Source organism: Bradyrhizobium nitroreducens (assembly GCF_002776695.1).
GTDB lineage: Bacteria > Pseudomonadota > Alphaproteobacteria > Rhizobiales > Xanthobacteraceae > Bradyrhizobium > Bradyrhizobium nitroreducens.
Genome location: NZ_LFJC01000003.1, coordinates 623,458 through 639,749 on the forward strand (window position 1 = coordinate 623,458; position 16,292 = coordinate 639,749).

General features: G+C 65.1%; 14 protein-coding genes. 7 read left to right on the top strand and 7 right to left on the bottom strand.

Annotated features, from left to right (window positions below):
* The first annotated feature begins 1 nt into the window (after position 1).
* The 4 genes from TSA1_RS03225 (at position 2) to TSA1_RS03250 (ending at position 5,011) form a co-directional block, all read left to right on the top strand.
* Positions 2-1,387 (top strand): tetratricopeptide repeat protein, encoded by a 1,386-nt coding sequence (locus tag TSA1_RS03225; protein ID WP_100175079.1) that lies wholly within the window; start codon positions 2-4, stop codon positions 1,385-1,387.
* Between the two features lie 360 nt (positions 1,388-1,747).
* Positions 1,748-3,658 (top strand): propionyl-CoA synthetase, encoded by a 1,911-nt coding sequence (locus tag TSA1_RS03235; RefSeq protein WP_100175081.1) that lies wholly within the window; start codon positions 1,748-1,750, stop codon positions 3,656-3,658.
* Between the two features lie 155 nt (positions 3,659-3,813).
* Positions 3,814-4,083: a hypothetical protein gene (locus TSA1_RS03245; protein ID WP_100175083.1), complete on the top strand. Its 270-nt coding sequence runs from the start codon at positions 3,814-3,816 to the stop codon at positions 4,081-4,083.
* Between the two features lie 181 nt (positions 4,084-4,264).
* Positions 4,265-5,011 (top strand): OmpW/AlkL family protein, encoded by a 747-nt coding sequence (locus TSA1_RS03250; protein ID WP_100175084.1) that lies wholly within the window; start codon positions 4,265-4,267, stop codon positions 5,009-5,011.
* 140 nt (positions 5,012-5,151) lie between these two features.
* Here the strand turns inward: TSA1_RS03250 and TSA1_RS03255 are convergent, their stop codons facing one another.
* On the bottom strand, positions 5,152-5,847 hold the full coding sequence (locus tag TSA1_RS03255; protein ID WP_174718730.1) for a DUF1013 domain-containing protein: 696 nt from the start codon (positions 5,845-5,847) through the stop codon (positions 5,152-5,154).
* Between the two features lie 266 nt (positions 5,848-6,113).
* On the opposite strand from TSA1_RS03255, the gene ispH reads away from it, so the two are divergent.
* The 3 genes from ispH to rnhA are packed head-to-tail and all read left to right on the top strand — an operon-like array spanning position 6,114 to position 8,533.
* Positions 6,114-7,082, top strand: coding sequence for a 4-hydroxy-3-methylbut-2-enyl diphosphate reductase (gene ispH, locus TSA1_RS03260; protein WP_100175086.1), 969 nt, complete (start codon positions 6,114-6,116; stop codon positions 7,080-7,082).
* A 6-nt stretch (positions 7,083-7,088) separates the two neighbouring features.
* A complete protein-coding gene (locus TSA1_RS03265) occupies positions 7,089-8,072 on the top strand; it encodes a homoserine kinase (RefSeq protein ID WP_100175087.1) in 984 nt (327 codons plus the stop codon).
* Complete coding sequence (gene rnhA / locus TSA1_RS03270; protein ID WP_100175088.1) at positions 8,069-8,533, top strand: ribonuclease HI; 465 nt, start codon at positions 8,069-8,071, stop codon at positions 8,531-8,533. The genes TSA1_RS03265 and rnhA overlap by 4 nt, the downstream gene beginning before the upstream one ends.
* 95 nt (positions 8,534-8,628) lie before the next feature.
* On the opposite strand, the gene TSA1_RS03275 is transcribed toward rnhA, so the two are convergent.
* From TSA1_RS03275 to TSA1_RS03300, 6 genes are all read right to left on the bottom strand, one after another.
* A complete protein-coding gene (locus TSA1_RS03275) occupies positions 8,629-9,114 on the bottom strand; it encodes a peroxiredoxin (protein ID WP_100175089.1) in 486 nt (161 codons plus the stop codon).
* A gap of 108 nt (positions 9,115-9,222) precedes the next feature.
* Positions 9,223-9,777, bottom strand: a complete 555-nt coding sequence (locus TSA1_RS03280) for a DUF924 family protein (RefSeq protein ID WP_100175090.1) — start codon at positions 9,775-9,777, stop codon at positions 9,223-9,225.
* Positions 9,778-9,793: 16 nt separating this feature from the next.
* A complete protein-coding gene (locus tag TSA1_RS03285) occupies positions 9,794-11,479 on the bottom strand; it encodes a long-chain fatty acid--CoA ligase (RefSeq protein ID WP_097662140.1) in 1,686 nt (561 codons plus the stop codon).
* A 189-nt stretch (positions 11,480-11,668) separates the two neighbouring features.
* The gene (locus TSA1_RS03290) at positions 11,669-13,156 is read right to left on the bottom strand and encodes a D-alanyl-D-alanine carboxypeptidase family protein (RefSeq protein ID WP_100175091.1); all 1,488 of its coding nucleotides are present in this window, start codon (positions 13,154-13,156) and stop codon (positions 11,669-11,671) included.
* 189 nt (positions 13,157-13,345) lie between these two features.
* A complete protein-coding gene (locus tag TSA1_RS03295; RefSeq protein WP_100175092.1) occupies positions 13,346-15,142 on the bottom strand; it encodes a glucan ABC transporter ATP-binding protein/ permease in 1,797 nt (598 codons plus the stop codon).
* An 85-nt stretch (positions 15,143-15,227) separates the two neighbouring features.
* On the bottom strand, positions 15,228-16,271 hold the full coding sequence (locus TSA1_RS03300; protein WP_174718731.1) for an ABC transporter substrate-binding protein: 1,044 nt from the start codon (positions 16,269-16,271) through the stop codon (positions 15,228-15,230).
* Between the last annotated feature and the right edge of the window lie 21 nt (positions 16,272-16,292).

The following is a 16,292-nucleotide window of genomic DNA, read 5'->3' on the forward strand; positions in this document are numbered from 1 at the left end:
CATGTGCGGCACGCATTTTTCCGCGCAAATCCCGTCGCTGGCCAAGACATCGTTGCGGATCTTTCTCGCCGGCGCGGCCATGAGCTTCGCCCTCGCAACTTCCGCCTTCGCCGAGACCGATTGCGTGATGGGCAGCAAGGCGGCTCCCTCCGAGCTGATCACGGCCTGCAGCGCCATCATCGACCAGACCTCAAACGCGACGGCCGATCGCACCGCGGCGCTGCTGGTTCGCGCCGACGCCAATGCGCGGATCTCGGGCGGCCTCACGCAAGCCCTGCGGGACATCGACCGCGCCATCGCACTCGACGGCAGGAATGCAAAGGGCTGGCGCCTGCGCGGCGACCTCTTGCGCGAGGCCGGCGGCGATCTCAATCGCGCGGCGGCGGATTTGAGCAAGGCGATCGAGCTCGATCCGCGGGACGCGGAGGCCTACGAGCTGCGCGGTGTCGTCTACACCACCCAACGCAGGCTCGACCGTGCGCTCGCCGATTACGACCAGGCGATCAAGTTGAAGCCGGACGATGCGCAGGCATGGTCCGACCGCGGCGTGAACTACTATCTCGGCGGCGACAACGAGAAGGCGATCAGGGATCTCAGCGAGGCGCTGCGGCTCGATCCCAACCGTCCGCGCACCTACACCAACCGCGGCGCCGCCTACAAGAAGCTCGGCCAGCTCGACAAGGCGGTGGCCGACGACGGCGAGGCGATCAGGCTCGATCCGAAGGTGCCGGAATACTTCGACAATCGCGGGCTCACCTATGCCGCGATGAAAGAGTACGACAAGGCGATCGCCGATTACGACCAGGCGCTGCGGCTGGCGCCCCGGCCGAACTTCTTCACCAATCGCGGCGATTCCTACCAGTTCAAGGGTGAGTTCGGAGCCGCGCTCGGCGACTACGAGGCTGCGCTGAAGCTCGATCCGAATTTCGCGCTGACCTACAACAATCGCGCGGTGCTCTACAAGAAGATGGGCGAGCGCAAGAAGGCGCTGGCCGATTACGAGACGGCACTCAAGCTCGATCCGGGCAACGAGAACGCTGCCAACGGCCGCCGCAGCTTGATCGCGGAGATCGCGAAATTCGGCGATGAGCCACAGCGTCCGCTCGCGGCGAATTCCGGCAACGGCCCGTCGTTCGATTGCGCCACTGCCAAGCGCGAAGTCGAGAAGGTAATCTGCGCCGATCCGCAGCTCGGCGCGCTCGATCGCCAGATCGCCGAGACCTATGAGCGCGTGCTGAAGGCGGCGAACAAGCGTGCCGCCGGCGATCTGCGCAAGACCCAGCGCGATTTCCTCAGCCTCCGCAACGCCAGCTTTGGCCGCCCCGGCTACGACCTGAAGAAGGTCATGCAGGAGCGCCTGCAGAAGCTGACCGCGATGGAGAGTTGAAGAGGTCGAGGTCGCGCGGCTGGCTCGGTTACCTCTCCCGCTTGCGGGGGAGGTCGACGCGCTCGAAGAGCGCGGCGGGTGGGGGCTCTCTCCTCTTGGAAATTTCCTGCTAGGGCCTCGAGCAATCCCGACGCGGAAGCACCCCCACCCCGGCCCTCCCCCGCAAGCGGGAGAGGGAGCGCAGCGCCAATGCCGCGCGAACTCCACCTTCAAAAGGCCCCATCCTTTTCAGCTTGAACTGCGGCCAGTTCCCGGGAAAATAGCCCGCAAACAAGGCCGGCATTGATCCTGGTCATGGCGGGGCGCCTGTCCTGCCACGAGGTTCGGGGCCAGGCAAATAAAGGGAACGGGAGCGCGGGAATGAACGTCGACGGTAAAAGTCGTTATCATGAGGTCCATGCGCGCTCTCTCGCCGACCCCGAAGGCTTCTGGGCCGAGGCGGCGAAGGAGATCGACTGGATCCAGCCGCCCAAGACAATCTTCGATCCCAGCCAAGGAACCTACGGTCGCTGGTTCACCGGCGGTGTTGTCAACACCTGCTACAACGCGCTCGACCGTCATGTCGAACGCGGCCGCGCCGACCAGGTCGCGCTGATCCACGATTCGCCGCTGACGGGCTCGATCACCAGGCTGACCTATGCCGAGCTCCTGAGCGAGGTGCAGGCGCTTGGCGCCATCATGCAGGATTTCGGCGTCGCCAAGGGCGACCGTGTCATCCTTTATATGCCGATGGTGCCGGAAGCCGTGGTCGCGATGCTCGCCTGTGCGCGGATCGGTGCGGTGCACTCGGTGGTGTTCGGCGGCTTTGCCGCAAAAGAGCTCGCCACCCGCATCGACGACGCGCAGCCGAAACTCATTCTCTCCGCAAGCTGCGGCATCGAACCCGGCCGCATCGTGCAGTACAAGCCGCTGCTCGACGAGGCGATCAAGCTTGCCGGCAGCAAGCCCAAGGCCTGCATCGTGCTGCAACGTTCGCAGCTCACCTGCGACATGACCCCGGGCCGGGACTATGATTGGGCGAGCCTGCGCCGCAAGGCGCTGAACGACGGCAAGAAGGCGCCCTGCGTGCCTGTTGCCGCCACCGATCCGCTCTACATCCTCTACACCTCGGGCACCACGGGCATCCCGAAGGGCGTCGTGCGCGACAATGGCGGCCATCTCGTCGCGGTGAAATGGTCGATGTTCAACCTCTACGGCGTCAAGCCGGGCGAGGTGTGGTGGTGCGGCTCCGACATCGGCTGGGTGGTCGGCCACAGCTACATCGTCTATGGCCCGCTGCTGCACGGCGCGACCACGATCATGTATGAGGGCAAGCCGGTCGGCACGCCCGACGCGGGCGCGTTCTGGCGCGTCATCGCCGAGCACAAGGCGGTGGCGTTCTTCACCGCGCCGACCGCGTTCCGCGCGATCCGGAAAGACGATCCGGAAGGAAAGTTCATCCGGCAATACGACCTCTCGAAATTCCGCACCCTGTTCCTTGCCGGCGAGCGGGCCGATCCGCCGACGGTGGAATGGGCGGAGCAGCAGCTGAAGGTGCCGGTGATCGACCATTGGTGGCAGACCGAGACCGGCTGGTGCATCGCCGGCAATCCGGTCGGTCTCGGCATGCTGCCGGTGAAGCACGGCTCGCCGACGGTGCCGATGCCGGGATACCAGGTCGACGTGGTCGACGAGGCAGCCAAGCCGGTCGGACCCAACACCATGGGCTCGATCGTCATCAAGCTGCCGATGCCGCCGGGCTGCCTGCCGACGTTGTGGAATCAGGATGAGCGCTTCAAGGAAGCCTATTTGAGCGAATTCCCCGGCTATTACAAAACCTCGGACGCCGGCTACAAGGACGAGGACGGCTATGTCTTCGTCATGGGCCGCACCGACGACATCATCAACGTCGCCGGCCATCGACTCTCGACCGGCGGCATGGAGGAGATCCTGGCCTCGCATCCCGACGTCGCCGAATGCGCCGTGCTCGGTGTCAAGGACGCGATCAAGGGCGAGGTGCCCTGCGGCTTCCTGGTGCTCAAGGCCGGCGTCAAGCGTGCTCCGAGCGAGATCGAGAAGGAGATCATCGCGCTGGTGCGCGACAAGCTCGGCCCGGTCGCGGCCTTCAAGCTCGCCATCACCGTCGGCCGCCTGCCCAAGACGCGCTCCGGAAAGATCCTGCGCGGCACCATCAAGAAGATCGCCGATGGCGACACCTGGACCATGCCGGCGACGATCGAGGATCCCAAGGCGCTCGACGAGATCGGGGAGGCGCTGAAGGGACGGGTGTGAAGTTTAGAGCCGTCATTCCGGGGCGATGCGAAGCATCGAACCCGGAATCTCGAGATTCCGGGTTCGGTCCTGCGGACCGTCCCCGAATGACGGCCTTGCCGACTTACAATCTCCGCATTCCGCGCTAAACAGGGCCGGCCAACAGGGGACCTCGTATGCCACTCGCCGCCGTGCCGCGCCTGCTTGCAGCTGTGCTGCTCGCCATCGCTCTCTCCGCCTGCTCCGCGCGCTACCAGAATCCGGTTGCGGTGGGCGGTGACGATGACGACGCCGTTTGCCAGGGCCGCGGCTATGCGCAGGGCTCGCCGGAATATGTGGCCTGCCGCAAGGACCGCGACGTCCAGCGCAACGCCGCGACCGCACGTGCCGACCGGCGTCAGCGCGATCTCGGCGAATACATGCTGAACCATCCCGACCGGCCGTGACACGAGGTGCGGCATTATCTTGCCGCCGCATGCGTCCTTTCCGTGACACATCTGCAACGCCATGGCCAAATCGTGGCGACGTTTGCCTGAATTGATCGAGGTCAAATCCTTCAGCGGCCCCTTTCTGCTCTGACGCTCATGTCGCGCAACGACGCGCGAGAGATGGCTGAAGGGGACTGAAATGCAGAGAACGACAAGAAACCTGGCGCGGCTTGCGACGCTCGGCGCGATGATCGCGGGCACGTTTGCATCGGCGCAGGCCGCCGATTTGCCGGTTTACAAGAAGGCGCCGCCGCCGGTCGAGGCGTTCAATCCGTGGATGGTGCGCCTGCGCGTGCTCGGCGTGCTGCCGGATGCCGGCGGCTCGACCGTCAATGTGGCGGGCGTGCCCTCGCTGTCCTCGCCGAATTCCGGCCTGTCGATCAGCGACCAGGTCGTCCCCGAGCTCGACATCAGCTATTTCTTCACCAAGAACATCGCGGCCGAATTGATCCTCGGCGTGACCCGGCACTCGATCACCGGCACCGGCTCGCTCGCGAATTTGCCGATCGGCAAGACCACGCTGCTGCCGCCGACGCTGACGCTGCAATATCACTTCGACCAGTTCGGCGCGTTCAAGCCGTATATCGGTGCCGGCGTGAATTACACCGTGTTCTTCAACAATTCGGCGGCCAATACGCCGGCCGCAATCGCCGGTCCGCCCGCGATCGTCGCCACCACCACCAATTTGCATGTCAGCAACGCCTGGGGCGGCGCCGTGCAGTTCGGCTTCGATTACATGATCGACCGGCACTGGGGTCTCAACGTCGACGTCAAGAAGCTCTGGCTGCGTCCGGACTACAGCGCGACCGTCTCCGGCCTGCCGGTCACCGGCACCGCGCATATCGATCCGTGGCTGGTCGGCGCGGGCGTGACGTACAAGTTCTGAGACCGTTGCTCTCGCGGCAGATCCCGCTGTCGTTCCCGCGTTCGCGGGGACGACCACCGAAGGAGGGGGTACACAAAACAAAAGCGCGGCAGGTGTTCCTGCCGCGCTTTTTGCGTTTGGCGTGAAACGAAGAGCGAGGACTATTCCTCCTCGTCTTCCTGTTTCTTGCCGCCGAGCGTCTTCAGCTTGGCGAACACGGCATCGACGTTGAGGTCGTCGCTCGAGCGCTCGGCCGGCTCGTACTCGTCCTTCTTCGTGGTCTCGGAGGCCGGCAGCAGCGTGGCGCCGCCATAGGCTGCATCGACCGGCTTCTCCTTGGCCGCGCGCGCCACTTCGAAATCGAGCTCGATCTGCGAGCAGAGGCCGAGGGTGACGGGGTCGATCGGGGTCAGCTGGGACGTGTTCCAGTGCGTGCGGTCGCGCACGCTGGCGATCGTGCTCTTGGTGGTGCCGACCAGGCGCATGACCTGGGCGTCCTTGAGCTCTGGGTGGCTGCGCAGCAGCCACAGGATGGCGCTCGGGCGCTCGTGGCGGCGCGAAACCGGGGTGTAGCGCGGGCCCTTGCGCTTGGGCTGGGGCGGCAGCACGACCTTGCTCTCCTGAAGGCGGAGTCGGTAATCCGGGTTCTTCTCGCCCTTCTCGATCTCTTCTCGGGTCAGCTGGCCATTGGAGAGGGGATCCATGCCCTTGATGCCCTGGGCCGCATCGCCGTCGGCAATCGCGCGCACCTCGAGGGGATGCATCTTGGTGAAATCGGCGACCTGGTCGAAGGTCAGCGCGGTGTTGTCGAGCAGCCAGACGGCGGTCGCCTTGGGCATCAGAGGTGCGTTGCTCATGGCAAATCTCCTTTGTGCTTCGCCCACCCCTCTGGAGGCGAAACCGGTGGTCATCAGCGATGACAGGGAATTCGCGCTATATAAGCCCGGAGGGGGTGGCCACGCAATGGTTCTGCTATAGATAGTGCCTTGACAGCGCCCGAAAGGGGGCCCAATTCCCTAGGAAATCGCGGTATAGTTCAAGCCGACCGTTTTAAGCCCAATTCCATCCCATCGACCGCCCCCGCCAGAAGGCGAAACGGGTGATTCGGTCCCGAGATCGCTCAATGTCAGCCAAACCAGACCTCAAGATCGTGCTTTGTTCTCCCCGCGGCTTCTGTGCCGGGGTGGTCCGGGCGATCGACACCGTGGAACGGGCGCTCGATAAGTACGGCGCCCCCGTCTATGTTCGCCACGAGATTGTGCATAACAAGTACGTCGTCGACGGGTTGAAGAAGAAGGGCGCCATCTTCGTCGAGGAGCTGGCCGAAATTCCCGAAAACACCAGCGCCCCGGTGGTGTTCTCGGCCCACGGCGTGCCGAAATCGGTTCCGGCCGATGCCCAGTCCCGCAATCTGTTCTCGCTGGACGCGACCTGCCCGCTGGTGACCAAGGTGCACCGCGAGGCGGCGATCCATTTCAAGCGCGGCCGCGAGATCTTCCTGATCGGCCATTCCCATCACCCCGAGGTGGTCGGCACGCTCGGCCAGCTTCCGACCGGCGCCGTGACCCTGATCGAGACCGCCGAGGATGCCAAGACCATCTCTCCGAAGGACCCCAACAACCTCGCCTTCGTGACCCAGACCACGCTGTCGATCGACGACACCGCGGAGATCGTGGCGCTGCTCAAGGAGCGGTTCCCCAACATCAACGGCCCGCACAAGGAAGACATCTGCTACGCCACCACCAACCGCCAGCTCGCGGTGAAGAAGGTGGCGCCGGTGGTGGACGCCTTGATCGTTGTCGGTGCGCCGAACTCGTCGAACTCGCAGCGCTTGCGCGAGGTTGCCGAGCGCGAGGGCTGCAAGATCGCGGTGCTGGCGCAGCGCGCCACCGACATCGACTGGACCAAGTTCGGCAACATCACCAGCCTCGGCATCACCGCGGGCGCCTCTGCGCCTGAGGTGATCGTCGAGGAGATCATGGACGCGTTCGCCGAGCGCTACACGCTGCATGTGGAGACGGTCTCCGCCGCGGAAGAGAACGAGTTCTTCCCGCTGCCGCGTCAGGTGCGTCCCGAAGCCGCCGCCGAGTAGACCTTTATGGCGGTCTACACCGACGTCGCCGCCGACGAGCTTGCGGATTTCCTGAAGCAATATGATCTCGGCGAATTGCTCTCCTACAAGGGCATCGCCGAGGGCGTCGAGAACACCAACTTCCTGCTGCACACGAGCAAGGGCTCGTTCATCCTCACGCTCTACGAGAAGCGCGTGGCGAAGAACGATCTGCCGTTCTTCCTCGCGCTGATGACGCATCTGGCCGAGCACGGGGTGAGCTGCCCGTTGCCGGTCAAGGCGAGGGATGGCGAGGCGCTGCGCGAGCTGTCGGGGCGGCCTGCGGCGATCATCACCTTTCTCGAAGGCATGTGGCCGCGCAAGCCGAACGTCGCGCATTGCGCCGGCGTCGGCGAGGGTCTTGCCAGGATGCACCTGGCCGGCGCGAACTTTGCGGTTCGGCGCGCCAATGCGCTGTCGGTCGCAGGCTGGCGGCCGCTGTTCGATGCGGCCTCGGGGCGCGCCGACGAGGTGCAGCCGGGCCTGCGCGCCTTCCTCGCCACCGAGCTCGATTATCTCTCGGGTGGCGTCTGGCCGACCGATCTGCCGGAAGGCGTGATCCATGCCGACCTCTTCAACGACAACGTCTTCTTTCTCGGCGACAGGCTCTCCGGGATCATCGACTTCACCTTCGCCTGCAACGACATGCTGGCCTATGACGTCGCGATCTGCCTCAACGCCTGGTGCTTCGAGCCCGATCATTCCTTCAACGTCACCAAGGCGCGCGCCTTCCTCAACGCCTATGGCCGCGTGCGCAAGCTCTCCGAAGCCGAACAGGCCGCGCTGCCGCTGCTCGCGCGCGGCGCTGCGATCCGCTTCCTGCTGACGCGGCTGGTCGACTGGCTCAACGTGCCGCCCGGCGCCCTGGTCAAGCCGAAGGACCCGCTGGAATATTTTCGCAAGCTGCGCTTCCACCAGAGCGTGACGAGCGCGCGCGATTACGGGCTGATGCCGTCAGGACTGGTCGCGTGAGCGAAAAGCCCAATGTGACGATCTACACCGACGGCGCCTGCTCGGGGAATCCCGGGCCGGGCGGCTGGGGCGCGATCCTGAAGTTCGGCGACAAGGAAAAAGAGCTGAACGGCGGCGAGCGCCACACCACCAACAACCAGATGGAATTGATGGCGGCGATTTCCGCGCTGGAAGCGCTGAAGAAGCCGTGCACGGTCGATCTCTACACCGACAGCCAATATGTCCGGCAGGGCATCACCGGCTGGATCCACGGCTGGAAGCGCAACGGCTGGCGCACCGCCGACAAGAAGCCGGTGAAGAATGTCGAGCTATGGCAGCGCCTCGATGCCGCGCTGAAGGCGCACGAAGTTCGCTGGCATTGGGTGAAAGGCCACGCCGGCCACCCCGAGAACGAGCGGGCGGATCAGCTTGCGCGCGACGGGATCGTGAAGGCGAGAACGCAAGCGCGGGTCGCGGAGTAGTTGGAATGTCATTCCGGGGCGGTGCGAAGCACCGAACCCGGAATCTCGAGATTCCGGGGTCGCCTCTTCGAGGCGCCCCGGAATGACGGTGAGAATTACAGCTGCCCCAGCAGCGTATCGCCGCCGGAGACCTCGACCTTGCCGGGCATCGCCTCGAGGTTCAGCTTCTTGACCACGCCGTCCTCGACCAGCATCGAATAGCGCTTGGAGCGGATGCCGAGGCCGTTGCCGGAGGCATCGAGCTCCATGCCGATCGCCTTGGCGAAGTCGGCATTGCCGTCGGCGAGGAAGATCGCCTCGTCGCGCTGGTCGGTGTCGCGCTTCCAGGCGTTCATGACGAAGGCGTCGTTGACCGAGACGATGGCGATGGTGTCGACGCCCTTGTCCTTCATGGCATAGGCGTTGAGGAAGATGCTGGGCAGATGCATCTTGTGACAGGTGCCGGTGTAGGCGCCGGGCACGGCGAACAGCGCCACCTTCTTGCCCTTGAAGATATCGTCGGTGGTCTTCACCTGCGGACCTTCCGCCGTCATCACGCGGAATTTCGCCTCGGGCAGCTTGTCGCCAATCTGGATCGCCATCGTCAGTCTCCCTGAATATCGGTCCCGCTTTTTAGACCGTGCGCCGGGCCTGCACAATATTGCCGGCGGCGAAAGCGGCGAGGGATGCGGCCCTTCACCGTGATGTCATCAGCCGGCAAAGCCGCCGCCGTCGAGGAAAGCCTGCTCCTCCTCGGTGGTGTCGCGGCCGAGCAGACGGTTGCGGTGGGGAAAGCGGCCGAACCGCTGGATGATGTCGGCGTGCTCCCGCGCGTATTTCTGGTTCTCGGTATTGTCGGTGTTCGCAAACAGCGCGACGCAATGCAGCTGGTCGGGCAGGTGCTCCGAATGCATGAAGGGCAGATAGAGGAATTCGAGCAGGCTTGGATCGACCCTGGCATCGACACCCCTCGCGATGGCGCGGCGGGCGACGTCACGCGCCAGGCTGTCGCTGGCAAAGGCCTGGGGCATGCCGCGGAACATGTTGCGCGGGAATTGGTCGAGCACGATGACGAGCGCGAGCGCACCATCGTCGCTGTCTTCCCATGAGGCCAGTTCGCCGGCGACGGCCTTTTCCCAGAGCGCGAGAAAGCGGCGCTTGACCTCCGCGTCGAAAGCGTCGCTGCGCTCGTACCAGCGCTCGCGGCCGGCCTCGCGCCAGAAGGCGAGAACGCCTGAGGGCTCGATGTCGCCGACCGCGGTCATGGACCGGCGACGGCGCTTACGCCGCCTGAGCCTTCTTCTCGTCACGCAGCTCGCGTCGCAGGATCTTGCCGACATTGGTCTTGGGCAGATCGGTGCGGAATTCGATGTGCTTGGGCACCTTGTAGCCGGTGAGCTGCTCGTGACAGAACTTGATCACCGCCTCGGCGGTGAGGTTTTGATCCTTCTTCACCACGAACGCCTTCACCGCTTCGCCCGACTTGGAATCGGGGATGCCGATCACGGCGCATTCGAGCACGCCTGGATGGCTCGCGATCACTTCCTCGACCTCGTTGGGATAGACGTTGAAGCCGGAGACCAGGATCATGTCCTTCTTGCGGTCGACGATCTTGGTGTAGCCCTTCTCGTCCATGATGCCGATGTCGCCGGTGCGGAAGTAGCCGTCCGCGGTCATCACCTTGGCGGTGTCCTCGGGCCTGTTCCAGTAGCCCGACATCACTTGCGGGCCCTTGGCGCAGATCTCGCCGGCCTGGCCGAGCGGCACTTCGTTGCCGTCATCGTCGCGGATCGAGATGTAGGTCGACGGCACGGGGATGCCGATCGTCCCCGTGAACTCGGTTGCGGTTGCCGGATTGCAGGTCAACGTCGGCGACGTCTCCGACAGGCCGTAACCCTCAGCGATGAAGCAGCCGGTGATCGCCTTCCATTGATCGGCGACGGGCCGCTGCACCGCCATGCCGCCGCCGTTCGAGATCTTCAGCTTGGAGAAGTCGAGCTTCTTGAAATCGGGGTGGTGCATCAGGCCGTTGTAGAGCGTGTTGACGGCCGGGAAGCTGTTGACCTGGTATTTCGCCAGCTCCTTGACGAAGCCCGGTATGTCGCGCGGGTTGGGGATCAGGAGATTGCAGCCGCCGGCGCGCACCGCGAGCAGGTAGCAGGCCGTCAGCGCGAAGATGTGATAGAGCGGCAGCGCGCAGACGATCATGAGCTGGTCGACATGCGGCGGTGCCGCGAGCGCCGGCTGCAGCCAGGCGTCGTTCTGCAGGACGTTGGCGACGATGTTGCGGTGAAGCAGGGTGGCGCCCTTGGAGACGCCGGTGGTGCCGCCAGTATATTGCAGGAAGGCGACGTCGCCCGGCGACAGTTTTGGCTTGTTGAAGGCCATGCCGCGGCCGGCGGACAGCGCGTCGTTGAAGGCGACCGAGCCGGGCAGCGACCACGCCGGTACCATCTTCTTGACGCGGCGAACGACGAGATTGACGATCACGCCCTTGAAGCCGAGCAGGTCGCCCATGCTGGCGACGATGACGTGCTTCACCGGGGTCTTGGCGATCACCTGCTCGACGGTGTGGGCGAAGTTCTCCAGCACGATGATGGCTTCGGCGCCGGAATCCTTCAGCTGGTGCTCGAGCTCACGCGGCGTGTAGAGCGGATTGACGTTGACCACCGCGAAGCCGGCGCGCAGCACGGCCGCGGTCGCGACCGGATATTGCAGCACGTTCGGCATCATGATGGCGACGCGGGCACCGCGCTGTAGACCGCGGCCCTGCAAATAGGCGGCGAGCGCGACCGACATCTGGTCGAGATCGCGGTAGCTGATCGACTTGTCCATGCAGATGAACGCCTTGCGGTCGGCGAACTTGGCGAAGCTCTCCTCCAAGAGGTCGACCAGCGATGCGTATTGGGTCGGCTCGATATCGGCAGGCACGCCGGGCGGATATTGCTTGAGCCAGATGCGCTCCATGGAAACTCCCCTCAATTTACCAGAGCCCGTTGTGTCTCGGGCTTGCCTCATTACCGCCAGTATCGAGCCTGCCGGGACGGGTGGCAAGCCGTCGAGGCTTAGGGCAAAGGTCGGGGAGTGGCTACTGGAATCATCGCAAACGGCGCTGCCGCAGGTGCGAAGCGCCGGTCGCCGCCGTGCGGGGCGCCGTTAACTGTTGTTGGCCGGCTTGGCGGCAGGCTTGGTCGCGGCCTTGGGTTTGGCAGGCTTCTGATCGCCGCTCGCTGCAGGCTTCTCGGCGGGTTTTGTCGCCGTCTCGTGCTTGGCGGCAGCATGCTTGGGCGCCGCCGGCTTCGTCGCAGTCTTGCTGTCGTTCTTGCCGTCGTTCCTGCCCTCGGCCGGCTTGGCAGCAGGCTTCACGGCCGCCGTCTTGGTGTCCTTGCTGGCATCCTTGCCCGCGTCCTTCGGCTTGTCGGCCGCATCCGGCTTCTTGGCCACGCGCGACTTCTTGCCACGCGGCTTGGAAGCCGCCTGCTGGTCGGCATCGGCCGCGACCGCCGCGATCAGGGCGGTGCCGGTGCGGGTCGGGCCGGTGTAGACCAGTACGGGCTCGGCCGCCGCCGGCGCCGAGGCCATCAGCTCGGAGGCCTTCATCAGCGGTGGCTGCAGGCCGGCGGTGAAGAATGTCATCTGGGCTTCGCCGCCGGTCGCGGAGGCCGATCCTGATGGGCTGCCATTGGCCGCGATCAGCGCATCGTCGTCGTCGCTCGCCGGCCGCTTGCGGTGGGGCCCGCACATCTCGTCGCGCAGGTTCGGCGGCGAGGCGTCGACCGGCACGAGGTTCTCGACCGTGCCGAGCGAGGGGCGCAGCCATGTCAGATTGTCCTGGCTGAAGCCGCGCTCCAGCAGCTGCGCCGCCTTCACTGCGCGCGCCGTGCCGGAATTGGAGCCCAGCACCACCGCGATCAGCCGGCGGCCGTTGCGCGTCGCCGATGCGACGAGATTGTAGCCGGAGGCGCAGATGAAGCCGGTCTTGAAACCGTCGGCGCCGGGATAACGGCCGATCAGCTTGTTGAAATTACCGGTGACGCGCTTGCCGAAGCGGATTGCCGGGATGTGCACGAAATATTCGTATTCCGGCAGGTCGCGCAGGAACGAGCGCGCGAGGATGCCGAGATCGCGCGCCGAGGTGATCTGGCCGTCGGCGGGCAGGCCGTTCGGATTGACGTAGCTGGTCTGCGTCATGCCGAGCTTCCGCGCGGTGTCGTTCATCATCGCGGAGAAGCCGTCGATCGAGCCGCCGACGCCTTCGGCCAGCACCACGGCCATGTCGTTCGCCGACTTGACCATCATCATCTTCAGCGCGTTGTCGACGGTGAGCTGCGTTCCCGGACGGAACCCCATCTTCGAGGGCGATTGCGAGGCGGCCGTCGGCGAAACCGTGAGCAGCGTGTCGAGCGTGAGCCTGCCGTCCTTGACCGCCTTCAGCGTCACATAGGCCGTCATGATCTTGGTGACGGAGGCCGGATACCAGGGAACCGTCGCATTATCGGCCTGCAACACCTTGCCGCTATCGGCCTCGATCAGCAGCAGCGCCTCGGCGCTCGCCGCGCGCGGCGCAAGCAGCGCGGCACAGGCGAGCGTCGCAGCGAACAGGTTGAACAAGGATTTGCGAAGCAGCGGGCGTAGGGCGTGCACTATCCGATTCCGGTCCTTGGAGACCCGCCTGACACGGGCGGCTCTCGTGATCTGATTGTCGGTTCTGAAATTTAAGCGCCGCCGCTTGCGGCGCCGCAAACCTATACCGGCTGGTGCGTCGAGAATAGGGGCTCGGTGCGGTATTCCGCGATGAAATAGGCCGAATTTCGACGGTGCTATGGGGACTTGCTAGGGGGATTTGGCAGCCGTCGCGGCAGCCTCGGAGGCCGTCACGCTGGCCCGTGCGCTGTCCTGCACCATGAACTGAGCCCTCGCGAGCTCGGCAAAATGGCCGCCTTTGGCCACGAGTTCATCGAAGGTTCCGCCTTCGATCACGCGGCCGTTCTCGAACACCAGGATCCGCGTGGCATTGCGGATGGTGGAGAGGCGATGGGCGATCACGAAGGTGGTGCGGCCCTTCATCACTTCGTCGAGAGCGGCATTCACCTTGGCCTCGGTGACGGCGTCGAGCGCGCTGGTGGCCTCGTCCAGGATCAGGATCGGCGGGTCCTTCAGCAGCGCGCGGGCGATCGACAGGCGCTGCCGCTCGCCGCCGGACAGCATGCGGCCGCGCTCGCCGGCATTGGTCTCGAATCCGCCGCTGCGCTCGATGAATTCGAGCGCCTGCGCGCGCTCCGCCGCCTTGCGCATCTCGGCCTCGGTCGCATCCGGCTTGCCGACGCGCAAATTCTCCGCGATCGAACGGTTGAACAGCAGCGCTTCCTGGAACACGACGCCGATGTTCCGCCGCAGCGAGGTCAGCGTCACGCCGCGCACGTCCATGCCGTCGATCTTGATGAAGCCGGATTGCGGATCGAAGGCGCGATGCAGCAGCGCGATCGCGGTTGATTTGCCGGCACCGGTCGGGCCGACCAGCGCGATGGTCTGGCCGGGCAGCGCGGTGAAGGTGAGGTCCTCGATCGCCGGCCGCTTGCCGTCATAGGAGAAGGTGACGTCGTTGAACTCGACGAGGCCGGACAGCCTGCCGGCATCGATCGCGTCGGGCCGGTCGTGCACCGCGGGCACGGCGTCGAGCACATTGAAGAACTCGCGCAGCCGCGGCGCCTCCATGAACACGTTGTTGATGAAGCCCACGACCTGCTCGAGCTTCTGGATCAGCATCGTCGCGAAGCTCACGAACATCACGATCTCGCCGACGGAAGTTAGCCCCTGGTCGTGCAGGGCGATGCCGAGCGAGAAGATCGCCAGCACCGTGATGGTGGTGGAGGCGCGCGTGATCACGGTGACGAGTGCCCACCAGGACAGCACCGGCATCTGCGCTTCGAGCAATTGATCGGCGACGGAGCGCAGCCCCTTCACCTCGGACTCGACACGGACGAAGCTCTGCACCAGCGCGACGTTGCCGAGCGCATCGGAGGCGCGCGCGGAGAGCTCGCTGTAGTGCTCCTCGACCTCCATCTGCATGCCGAAGGTCTTGCGCACCACGAAGGTCGTCAGCGCGGTGAAGACGATGCAGAGCACGAACAAGAGGATCGCGAGCCGCCAGTTCAGGTAGAGCGACAGCGGCAGCAGCACCACGACCGAGAGGATCGCGGCAAAGTGCTCGCGGAAGAAGCCGAGCCACAGCCGCCACAAGGCGTCGGTGCCGTTGAGCATGACCTTCATCAGCCGGCCCGAATGGGTGCCGGAGTGGAAGGTCAGCGGCAGTTGCAGGATGTGCTCGAAATAGTCGGTCAGCACGGCCTGGCGCTGCCGGTGCGAGAGCCGGTCCGCCTGCAAGGCCACGAGCGCGCTGCACAGAATGGTGAAGAGCCCGAACGCGACCCAGGCGATGAGGAACGGCCAGGCCGAGGTCGAACCGGCGACCGACTTGCCGGAGAGCACGTCGACGATGCGGCCGAACAGGACTGGCTCGGCGAACTGCGAGGCGGCCAGCAGGAGATTGGCAAACGCCAGCAGCCAGCCCAGCCGCGCCTCCTTGCCAAGCAACTCGAGAACGCGGGTGTAGAGGCTGAAAATGGACATGCGGACGGGTAACTCAGGCAAATAGCGGGGCCCGTATTCTAAGCAGGGATTGCCTGCGAGATACAGTGGAAGCTACGGGTTTTGCTCAATTGATCAGCCGCGCCGCGACCGGCGGCAGGAAGCGGTCGTCGAAGATGTCGCCCGCCGTGGGCCGCTTGCGGAATTTGAAGTCCTGCGCGACCTGGTCGATCGAGCGCTCCAGGCGCAGTGGCTCGATACCGCCAAGGCCGTTGCGCTTGACCTCGTCGGTCAGGATGTTGTCGGCGAGGACGGTGCGCAGGCGTTCCAGCTCGAGGTCGCGGTCGCCGCCGTCGATGCGGCTCGTGGCCACGTCCGCCGCCCGCGTCGGTTCCTTGATGGTGGCAGCGACGCCGGCAACCAAGGCGCGGACGAAACCCTTCACGGCATCCGGCTTTGCTGCGGCGAAGGCGGCATTGGCCACCACCGCGAAGCCATAGGCCTCGCAGCCATAGTCGGCATAACGCAGCACGACGAGGTCCGCTCCGGGCACGCCGCGATCACGCAGGTTCACCGGGGAGAGATAGCTGAAGCCCGCGACGGCATCGACCTGTCCCGCGGACAGGATCGGCTCGCGGACGGCTGCGCTCATCTTGTGGAATTTGACGTGCGATGTCTTGATGCCGTTCTGCTGCGCCAGCGCCGGCCATAGCCGCATCGACAGATCGCCGTCGGCAACGCCCACGGTCTTGCCATCGAGATCCGGCAAGACATTGATGCCGCGGCTCCTGCGCGCGACGATTGCGTAGGGCGCGCGGTTGAACAGCACGAACACCGCCTTGACCGGCGCCGCATCCTCCTTGTCGCGAAACCGGATCAGCTCGTTGATGTCGACGAGTGCAAGCTCGCTGTCGCCCTTGGCGACGCGTGCGAGCGCCTCCGGCGATCCGCTCGCGCTGCTGAAGGACACGTTGAGATGCTCGGCGCTGAACCTTCCGTCCTTCGCCGCAAGGAAGAACGGCGCCATGCTGGCGTCGAGCGGGCGGTCGAAGGTGAAGTGAATCGCAACGGAGGACGGCGCAACGGTCTCGGCCGCGCTGACACCGCGTGCAACGAGCGTAATCGAGAGAGCCAGCAGGCAACGAAGGGCCGTCGTCTTGAATTTCGACATCAGTTGCGCCGGTCCCGCATT